The sequence below is a fragment of the Aestuariivirga sp. genome, assembly GCF_046294715.1.
Classification (GTDB): Bacteria; Pseudomonadota; Alphaproteobacteria; order Rhizobiales; family Aestuariivirgaceae; genus Aestuariivirga.
This window is the reverse complement of the sequence record NZ_JBKBKI010000016.1, coordinates 79,042-85,562: the sequence shown is the minus strand read 5'-3', so window position 1 is coordinate 85,562 and position 6,521 is coordinate 79,042. Positions and strand designations below refer to the sequence as shown.

7 protein-coding genes are annotated in these 6,521 nt (G+C 65.0%); 2 read left to right on the top strand and 5 right to left on the bottom strand.

The window, feature by feature from the left end:
- The coding region (locus ACK4HL_RS12445; protein ID WP_409760744.1) for a hypothetical protein at positions 1-228 on the bottom strand (228 nt) is incomplete at its 3' end.
- 149 nt (positions 229-377) lie between these two features.
- Between ACK4HL_RS12445 and ACK4HL_RS12440 the strand changes: the two genes are divergently transcribed.
- Positions 378-1,313, top strand: coding sequence for a 3-keto-5-aminohexanoate cleavage protein (locus tag ACK4HL_RS12440; protein ID WP_409760742.1), 936 nt, complete (start codon positions 378-380; stop codon positions 1,311-1,313).
- A gap of 16 nt (positions 1,314-1,329) precedes the next feature.
- On the opposite strand, the gene ACK4HL_RS12435 is transcribed toward ACK4HL_RS12440, so the two are convergent.
- Both ACK4HL_RS12435 and ACK4HL_RS12430 read right to left on the bottom strand, forming a co-directional pair.
- Positions 1,330-2,862 (bottom strand): arylsulfatase, encoded by a 1,533-nt coding sequence (locus ACK4HL_RS12435; protein ID WP_409760740.1) that lies wholly within the window; start codon positions 2,860-2,862, stop codon positions 1,330-1,332.
- 40 nt (positions 2,863-2,902) lie between these two features.
- Positions 2,903-4,309, bottom strand: coding sequence for an alginate export family protein (locus tag ACK4HL_RS12430; RefSeq protein WP_409760738.1), 1,407 nt, complete (start codon positions 4,307-4,309; stop codon positions 2,903-2,905).
- Between the two features lie 207 nt (positions 4,310-4,516).
- On the opposite strand from ACK4HL_RS12430, the gene ACK4HL_RS12425 reads away from it, so the two are divergent.
- The gene (locus tag ACK4HL_RS12425) at positions 4,517-4,978 is read left to right on the top strand and encodes a hypothetical protein (RefSeq protein WP_409760736.1); all 462 of its coding nucleotides are present in this window, start codon (positions 4,517-4,519) and stop codon (positions 4,976-4,978) included.
- Between the two features lie 84 nt (positions 4,979-5,062).
- Here the strand turns inward: ACK4HL_RS12425 and ACK4HL_RS12420 are convergent, their stop codons facing one another.
- Positions 5,063-5,356: an Imm53 family immunity protein gene (locus tag ACK4HL_RS12420; RefSeq protein ID WP_409760734.1), complete on the bottom strand. Its 294-nt coding sequence runs from the start codon at positions 5,354-5,356 to the stop codon at positions 5,063-5,065.
- A 54-nt stretch (positions 5,357-5,410) separates the two neighbouring features.
- Positions 5,411-6,442 carry a GlxA family transcriptional regulator gene (locus tag ACK4HL_RS12415; RefSeq protein WP_409760732.1) on the bottom strand — a complete coding sequence of 344 codons (1,032 nt, stop codon included), beginning with the start codon at positions 6,440-6,442 and terminating at the stop codon, positions 5,411-5,413.
- Positions 6,443-6,521 lie beyond the last annotated feature (79 nt).

Here is a 6,521-nt window from a genome sequence, read left to right as displayed (position 1 = left end):
AGGCGATGCGGGCGGGGGGCCGGCTTCCGCCGCCTCCGGAGCCTCGCGCGCGGCGCGCATTCTCTCCCACACCGTGCTCAGCAGCGTCACCGCCATCAGCGTGGTGACGCTGCCGAGCGCCAGGGCGCGCTCACCCGCCATGCTTTCCGGCTTCTGGATGACGTAGATGGCGCTGAGGCCCGCCGCTCCGGCGAGGATCGCAAGCAGAATGCGCAGGCTCGTGGGCATGGGTCAGGGCGCCGTCGGGAAATACCGGCGCCGAAACTAGTGGCGGGGGCTTGCCGCAAACTTGCATGGCATCCCTGCCGAAACTTCCGCGTGACGGGAGAGCCACGCCCCGATAGGTTCCGCGCCATTCGAATGGAGGAGAGGCCGTCATGCGGAAGCGGAACAAGACCATCATCACCTGCGCCATCACCGGCTCGATCCACACGCCGTCGATGTCGCCGCACCTTCCCGTGACGCCGGACGAGATCGCAAGCCAGGCGGTGGAGGCGGCCGAGGCGGGCGCGGCGATCCTCCATCTCCACGCACGCGACCCCGAGAACGGCCGGCCCTCGCCGGCACCGGGCACCTACAACGAATTCCTGCCGCGCATCAAGCAGGCCTGCGACGCGATCGTGAACATCACCACGGGCGGCGGCCAGGGCATGAGCATCGACGAGCGCATCGCGGCGGCGGAGGCCTTTTCCCCCGAGATGACGTCGCTCAACATGGGCAGCATGAATTTCGGCCTCTACCCGATGCTCAACCGCTACAGTGCCTTCAAGCACGAGTGGGAGCGCGCCCATCTCGAGAACTCGAAGGACTTCATCTTCCGCAACACCTTCGGCGACATCGAGAAGATCCTGGAGCGTCTCGGCAAGGGCCACGGCGTGCGCTTCGAGTTCGAGTGCTACGACGTGGGCCACCTCTACACGCTCGCCCATTTCCTCGACCGCAAGCTCGTCACGCCCCCGCTGTTCGTGCAGACGATCTTCGGCATCCTCGGCGGCATCGGCCCCGACCCGCAGAACGTGCTCGTCATGCGCGAGACGGCGGAGCGGCTGTTCGGCGAGCAGTATCACTGGTCGGTGCTGGCCGCGGGCCGCTTCCAGCTGCCCTTCACGACGATGGCCGCCACCATGGGTGCCAACGTGCGCGTCGGCCTCGAGGACAATCTCTATCTCGGCAAGGGGCAGCTCGCGCCTTCGAACGCGGCACTGGTCGCCAAGATCCGCCACATCCTCGAGGAACTCTCGATCGACATCGCCACGGCCGACGAAGCCCGCGCCATGCTCGACACCAAGGGCGCCGCGCAGGTGAAGTTCTAGGCGGCGGGCCGCTTCTTCACTGGATCGTCGCGGGGCTGGGCTTCAGCGTTCCGCCCGCCTGCCGGGGCGGAAACTCGCTGAACGTCGCGAAATGCGCGTCCAGCAGGTCGCGGATGACACCGCCGAGAAACGCCTTCTTCATCGCCAGCAGCGCGGCATAGTGGTCGTCCCGCTGCTCGAACGGATCCATGCGGAGATTGAACATCAGCGCGCTTTCACGGAAGTAGTCGAAGAAGCCGTTGCGCTCCTTGAAATGCGTCTTCCATGGCCCGAACCGCACGGCGGTGAGCTGGCTCTCGTTGTACATCAGCACATGATTACGCTTCGATGGCGCGCCTTCCGTCCACATGGCCAGGTTGTCGACGCCTTCGATGAGCACCTTGTGGCTCTGCCGGAGCTTGCCGGCGACGTCATCCACGCCTGCCGCTGCCGCGAGCGTCGTGAACAGGTCCATGTGCGTCTGGATGCCGTTCGACACGGAGCCCGGCTTGATCCTCTCCGGCCAGCGGATCAGCATCGGAACGCGAACGCCACCTTCCCATGTCGTCGCCTTCTCGCTGCGGAACGGCGTGGTGCCGCCATCGGGCCACCAGGCCGCCATCGCCCCGTTGTCGGAGGTGAAGAGGACGATGGTGTTCCGTGCCACGCCGAGCCTGTCGATTTCCGCCAGGATCTGCCCGACATAGCCGTCCAGTTCCATCAGGCCGCTGCCGTAGATGTCGTCGCTGCTCGAGTAGGGCTGCGCGAGGTAGCGGCTCTCCTCCTTGAGATGGGTATAGATGTGCATGCGCGAGGGCGCATACCAGGCAAAGAACGGCTTCTTCCGTTCCACCGCCTCACGCATGAAGCTGAGGGTGCGGTCGGTGAATTCCCTGTCGACGGTCTTCATCCGTTCGACGTTGAGGGGACCGGTGTCGGTGCATCTCTGCTTTCCCCACGCCCCGAAGCGTTCGTCCTTCCCGGTGTTCTCTTCGGCAGTCGCGACGCAATCGAGAACGCCGCGCGGCATGTAGCGCGCATTGAAGGATGCGTCCTTCGGCCAGTCCGGATCCTCGGGTTCCTCCTCGGTGTTCAGATGATAGAGGTTGCCGAAGAACACGTCGAAGCCATGGACGGTCGGAAGATGCTCGTTGCGGTCGCCGAGATGGTTCTTGCCGAACTGGCCGGTCGCGTAGCCTTGCTCCTTCAGCACCTCGGCCAGCGTGGGGTCGAGCTTGCTGAGGCCGATGGCCGATCCCGGCGAACTCACGGTCGTCAGGCCGGTGCGGATCGGCATCTGGCCGGTGATGAATGACGCGCGGCCCGGCGTGCAGGTGGGCTCCGAGTAGTGGTCGGTGAACAGAATGCCATCCCGCGCCAGGCTGTCGAGGTTCGGTGTCGGCACCATCATGCCGTGGCTGTAGGCGCCGACGTTGAAGTAGCCCACGTCGTCCGGCATGATCATGAGGATGTTGGGCCGGTCGCTCGCCTGCGCGGCGGCCGGGCCGGCCTGGCCAAGCAAGAGCAAGAGAGGCAGGCCCAGCAGGCCGGTCAGGCGGTTTCTCATCATGTGCTCCCCTGTTGTGAAGACGGTGTCATAAGGCGTTTTGTCACGGCGTCCTGAGTGAGAGGACAAGTCCCGCGCCCAGCCAGTTCTCCGCCGGGACGCTGGCGTCGACCTCTTCTATCCCGTCCCCCGGGATCGCGATCGAGCCCCAGAGCGTGGCGGAGATCGACGGCGTGAAGAGATGCGTCCACTCGCCGTAGATCTCGTCGGCGAGGTGGTGGGCCGGCGCCCCGACGATGAGTCCGCCGCTCTCGAGATCGGGCCGTGCAGCCTGGCCGAACTGGATCGGGCTGTTCAGCTCGTTGGCATTGGTGATGACGTACTGGAACTTGAGGAAGTCCTGCTCGCCGGCCACCATCTGCAGGGTGAAACGGTGAAAATTCAGGTTGGAGTTCAGGAAGGCATAGGAGCCGTTCGCGCCAAACCACCAATTGTCGAGGCCATTGCCGTAGAAGAGCGGGTCGAAGCGCTCATAGACGCTGGTCGAGGGATCGTCGCCGCTGAAGCTCGCGAAGGCGTAGCTGAGGGCAGGGGCCCAGGGCAGGCCGACGAAGCGGTAGCCCAATTCGCCATAGCCCGCCCAGGCCTCCATCCCGCCGGTGCCCGCTAGGCCGCCATTCCATTCATAGGCAAATTCCGCCCGCGCCCAGGCATTGGCCAGGCCGACGTCGTTGCCGTCAAGCCGGGCGAAGCCCTGAATGGCTTGAAGGCCGTCGCGCCCGTCAGGGATGAAGAGCGGCAGGTCCGGCAGGGGATAGATCATCTCGGAGTTCAGGACGTTCAGATAGTAGGCGCCAAGGTTCGAACCCGCCGAATGATCGTAGCGCCAGAGTGCGCCCAGGAGATCCGTCTTGGTGTCGTTCGACTCGAGTTCGTTCGGATTGAGGTAGAAGGCCTGGAGCTTGTGCTTATGCCCGGTGACCTCGGCGACGGCCGCCATCGACCAGGCGGTGCGCTGGACGATGTTGAGGCCGCCGCGCTCGAAGCCGTTGCCTGCGCCTTGCCAGAGCAGCATTCCGGTTCCGGCGCCGAAGTCCTGCTGCCCGGCGGAGAGGGCGATGTTCCAGGCATCGTCAGAATTGTTGGTTCGCACGCCGGCATAGGCCGTCTCGGGGAGGACGTCGTGCTGGTCCGTCTCGTCGAAGGAATCCGTTCCGAGCGTGAAAGTGCCGCCGGCACTGAGCCCGCCATACAGCGTGAAATCGCCGGCATCTGCCTCCAGCCGGGCGCCGATCTCAAGCCATTCCTCGCTCCACGCCTTGAAGTCGTCGAACTCGGAGGGCGGAATGTTGCCCAATCCGAACCACGTGCCGTCATAGGCGAAGTTCCCGGTCAGGAACTCGCCGAACGGCTTGAACGAGACCGCATCCGCCGCACCGGCCCCGCCCTGTCGGAGGTCGGCGGCATGGACGGCGAAGGCCGTGGTGAGCAGGGTGGCTGCCGGGAGCAAGGCACCGCAAACATTCCGGAACGACATTGCAAGGCGAAATCGCATGAGGCCTCGATGCTACTGGTCCGCAACGGCGCAAAGAGTGCTCATGGACGAGCCGGCTTCGCAGGAGCGGAGTATAGCCAAGGCGAATGGCAAGCCCAGTGACATGGTGCCCAGTTTGGGCATAAATACCGGCCGACCCGCGGCTTGAACGAGAGGACAGCGATGTCTGAAAACCTGATCCGGAATCACTACAGCGAACTCTGGCCGCCCATCCTCGAGCCCTGGACCCGCTACCTGATCGCATGCCGGACGGCCTTCGACGGGGACCTCGACAAGCTCGTCCTTCTCGCGGCCATCGCGACGATGAGCCTGGCGCAGGCGCGGAACGCCGAGGCGAGCTATGACGAACTGAAGTCGGGCGAAAAGCGCATCGAGCCGCAGCTCACGAATTTCCTCTCGCTGGCCGAGTTCACGCAAATCCCGCGAGAGACCGTCAGGCGCAAGACGGAGGACCTGATCGCCAAGGGTCTGGTCATCCGGTCCGACAAAGGGCTGTTCGTCTCCCAGGGTGCCGCCAGCGAACTGGAGGATCTCAGCGTCATGGCTTTCGATCTGCTCATGCACATCCATGGCGTCATTGCGAATGGAATGGTTTCCGCGCAGACGAAACAGAGGCGGAATTGACCGGAGGGATTCCATCGAACGATCGAACCTTCGCTCGCGCCGGCGCGACGCGGTCACGTTCAGGCCTCGTTCTCCGTTGAGCGGCTACGCCTCGGCCCAGTCACAGAAGATTTCGATGATGCGGAGCAGAGACGCCGGTCCCGAGGCGGCGAGGAACTTGTGGTCCTCCACCCAGCATACCCACCAATCCGGCCCTTCCGCCTCCGCGCCGTGGGCGGTCTTCACGAAGTCTCTCGCCTCGAGCGCGGTGCCTCGCAGGCCGATGCTGATCCGCCATCCCGGGTTATCGAGCGACTCGATCACCACCCCGTAATCGTGCTCCCACTCGCCGTCACACTGCGCGATGTACCAGCGCTGAAGCCGTTCCATGGGGTCCATCACGTCATTCCTTCAACATGCCCGCGCTTCGTGATGTTACGACCGGCGCCAGCCTCACGATGACCGCTGCCCCGGCGCGGGCCGGAACAGGCGGCGGTATTCGCGCGGCGTCAAACCCGTCAGCCGCTTGAACAGCTTGCGGAAGAAGGCGGGTTCCTCATAGCCCACCTTGGCGCTCACCTCGTCAGCGGGGATCGCCGATTCCTCCAGGAGGCGCTTGGCCTCCTCGATCCGCTTCTTCTGAATGTATTCGATCAGCGTGGCGCCGGTTGCCTGGCGAAATCGGCGCTTCAGCGTGCGTTCGGGAAGGCCGGAGGCCGCGACCGCTCCGGAGAGCACGTCGCGGCTGCGGAAATCCCGGGCGATGGCCGCCTCGCAGCGCTTCACCGCCGAGTCCGCGTGGTTCACGCTGCGCAGAAGGGGCTGGAAGGGGAGTTGCCCCTCGGCGTGCCATTTCAGCAGATAGACCTTCGAGATGTGCAGCGCCTCCGCCGGCCCGCAATGGCGCGAAATGATGTGCAGCGCCAGGTCGTGCCAGGAGGTGGTGCCACCCGCCGTCACGATCCGCCCCTCGCCGTCGGCGATCAGCAGGTTCGGAACGGGATCGAAGCGGATATCGGGATATTGCTCGCGGAACAGGCCCTCGTAACCCCAGTGCGAGGTGGCGGGCCTCCCCGACAGAAGCCCCGTCTCGGCGAGCATGATGGCGCCGGAGCAGGCGGAATAGAGACAGGCGCCGCGCTGGTAGCAGCGCACCACCCAGCCGGTGAGGTCCGGGTAGCGGCCCTTCATGCTTTCCTCGGGCCTGAGCCAGATCTCCGGGAGGATGACGATCGAACCGTGGGGATCGTCGGCGCAGCAGAGATCCGGCATTACCGGAATGGCATTCCCGCACTTGAACGGCTGGCGCGAGACGGAGACGATCTTCGGTGAAATGAGCGGGCGCGCGGTGCCACTTCCGGTCAGCACCTCCCACAAGTTTCCCGTGGCGGCGAGAACGTCGATCAAGCCGTAGAGGGCCGAGCCTGCCGTTTCCGGAACGGCGGCGATGAGCGCGGTGACCGTCTGCGGCGCTGCGCCTGCCATCTGTACAATATGGCACGTACGGACCGTTTCCTGCAATTCGCGATCTCACGGGGGAGCCGCCCGGCGCCTAGAAAGCGCG

Coding starts and splice junctions, on each gene's coding strand:
- ACK4HL_RS12440 (WP_409760742.1), top strand. CDS start 378: ATGCGGAAGCGGAACAAGACCATCATCACCTGCGCCATCACCGGCTCG.
- ACK4HL_RS12435 (WP_409760740.1), bottom strand. CDS start 2,862: ATGATGAGAAACCGCCTGACCGGCCTGCTGGGCCTGCCTCTCTTGCTC.
- ACK4HL_RS12425 (WP_409760736.1), top strand. CDS start 4,517: ATGTCTGAAAACCTGATCCGGAATCACTACAGCGAACTCTGGCCGCCC.
- ACK4HL_RS12420 (WP_409760734.1), bottom strand. CDS start 5,356: ATGGACCCCATGGAACGGCTTCAGCGCTGGTACATCGCGCAGTGTGAC.
- ACK4HL_RS12415 (WP_409760732.1), bottom strand. CDS start 6,442: ATGGCAGGCGCAGCGCCGCAGACGGTCACCGCGCTCATCGCCGCCGTT.